Consider the following 2442-nt stretch of genomic DNA (forward strand, 5'->3'; position numbering starts at 1 on the left):
GAATCATGTAATACGTTTACAGATCCCACTTCGGATTCTTCCATTTATGAATCGCCTTTTAATGTTGATGGGTTATAAGATCTAAATATCTTATTCATGTTAATTTTAATTCAAAAAAATAATTCAATAAATTATATTTCATTTGGAAAATAACATATACTGAAAGTATTAAATCTTCTCTGGAATCTATGTTTCCCCAAGATTACAATAAATTACGAAAAAGAACAAAGAAAGAGAATGGATTTTTAAGATTGATAATCATACTTATAACATAAGAAATTATATTTTCCTAGAGATATCGTTATATATTTAACTAGATAGTTACGGATAGGCCAAGTTCATATAAGAGTTGATTTAGCGGCTTAACTTCCCGCTCTTCTTCTAGCCCCTCCCGGTTTCGTATGCACAATTATTACTTCATATAATAGGGTTTATATGAAGCTGGGATCCGCCTGAGGATCCGGGTATGATGGGGATCCGGCCTGCTCGGGGCCAGAACGAACAAAAATGCGGCAGCGCTGCGTGAATTCTGCAGGGGTAAGCCCCTGCTTTCTTCTCAGAATTCACGTAGCGACGCCAGGCGGATAATCGGCGGAAACATGACACATACGGCACTCCTGCCGGGCCTGACCGGCCCGGAGGACGGCGACATCACCGGGCGGCTGCGCGAGTTCGTCAGCGATCGGGAAGCTTTCTCGGATAATACGTGGCAGCAGCTGCTCAGCGTAATGCGCATTGCCGGCCGCTGGGCGGCAGAGCACGGGCGGGCGCTGCTGCCGATGGCGCCGGCCGATCTGCGCGATTACCTGCTGTGGCTGCAGGCGTCCGGACGCGCCTCCTCCACCATCAGCACGCACGCCGCGCTCATTTCCATGTTACACCGTAACGCCGGGCTGATACCGCCTAACGCATCGCCGCAGGTATTCCGGGCGGTGAAGAAGATCAACCGCACCGCTGTTATAGCCGGCGAGCGTGCCGGTCAGGCCATTCCCTTCCGCCTGCATAACCTGCTCTCACTCGACGCGCACTGGTCAGTCTCCGATCGTCTGCAGCAGCGGCGCGACCTGGCGTTTCTGCACGTGGCTTACGCCACCCTGCTGCGTATCAGCGAGCTGGGCCGCCTGCGGGTGCGTGACATCTCGCGCGCGTCGGACGGCCGGGTTATCCTGGACGTGGCGTGGACCAAAACCATTGTGATGACCGGGGGGCTTATCAAGGCACTGGGCGACCTCTCCTCGCAGCGCCTTACGGAATGGCTGACGCTTTCGGGGCTGGCCGGCGAACCCGACGCCTTCATCTTCGGTCCGGTTCACCGTTCGAACCGGGCCGTCGCTGCTACTGAAAAGCCGCTTTCCGCCCGGGCGCTGGAGGATATCTTTGCCCGCGCCTGGCTGGAAGCCGGCGATGCCGGCAGTGTGCGGCCAAACAAGAACCGCTACCGCGCCTGGTCCGGTCACAGCGCGCGGGTCGGCGCCGCCATTGATATGGCTACGAAAAAATACAGTACCGCACAGATCATGCAGGAAGGAACCTGGAAAAAGCCGGAAACGGTGATGCGCTATATCCGCCACGTTGACGCGCACGCGGGGGCAATGATCGATCTGATGAAGCAGTTCGACTGATTTGCGACATCAGATGACGTAAGTGACTAGTGCTGAGTCTCAAGATGCAGGCAAGGCACAAAGCGGAGCCGTAAAACGGAAAACCGCGACAGATGAGCGTTTAACTCCTTATGCGTGAAACCGTGCTCACCGCAGCAAAAATGTGGCTGGTTATCATCGCCCGCGCCGCTATTACATATAAACCTCTTCTTCTCCAAGGTAAGCCATCGCATCAAGAATGGATGACCAGCTAACCTGTCTGGCCAGCGGAAAGTTGTATATCCTCATGCCGTTGTTAAGAAATACGTCGCACGTTTTTGCCCCGGTATGCATCCTGATCTCCCGGATGAGGCTTCGTGCCGTCAGCTGGCACGCACGGCGATCGCTGATATCCAGCAGGTTCAGATCCGCTGCCGTTGCGCAGTTACGCATCTGTCGGACGCCAGCCATCTCTCCCTCCAGTCTTTTTATCTCTCCGGAAAGGCTCTTTGCCCGCTCACAGAGTTCAGTCACGTCCGGCGCGATTTCAATCGCCCTGATGACGTTGTGCAGACTTCCGGTCAGCTGCAGATGCCGCGCCGTCAGCGGCCGCAGCGTATCTTCAGCTGAAACGCGCCCGCTCGTGGCGGATGCCCCCTGCACCAGACCACTTATCAGATAACGATCGGTCAGGTCCCGGCGTATCGTGACGGCTTCACAGCGGTTCTGCCGGCGCATTGAGCATACGTAGTAGCCATAGCCCTTTACCGAGATTCCGGTCAGGATGACCGCATGACCGCAGAGGCCGCACCGCATCAGCCCGCGGAAAATATTGATGAGGTAAGGGTTAAAATTACCATCC

Annotated in this window: 2 protein-coding genes; one reads left to right on the forward strand and one right to left on the reverse strand. The window is 54.5% G+C overall.

Features of this window, described 5'->3' with window-relative positions; genetic code table 11:
- The first annotated feature begins 599 nt into the window (after positions 1-599).
- Positions 600-1622, forward strand: coding sequence for a tyrosine-type recombinase/integrase (locus tag CBW22_RS24025; RefSeq protein WP_088518080.1), 1023 nt, complete (start codon positions 600-602; stop codon positions 1620-1622).
- A 171-nt stretch (positions 1623-1793) separates the two neighbouring features.
- On the opposite strand, the gene CBW22_RS24030 is transcribed toward CBW22_RS24025, so the two are convergent.
- Positions 1794-2442 (reverse strand): zinc ribbon domain-containing protein (locus CBW22_RS24030; RefSeq protein WP_176428183.1); only part of this gene is annotated, 649 nt, incomplete at its 5' end.

The sequence above is a fragment of the Pantoea sp. VS1 genome, from assembly GCF_002207995.1.
Lineage (GTDB): Bacteria > Pseudomonadota > Gammaproteobacteria > Enterobacterales > Enterobacteriaceae > Pantoea > Pantoea dispersa.

Coding starts and splice junctions, on each gene's coding strand:
- CBW22_RS24025 (WP_088518080.1), top strand. CDS start 600: ATGACACATACGGCACTCCTGCCGGGCCTGACCGGCCCGGAGGACGGC.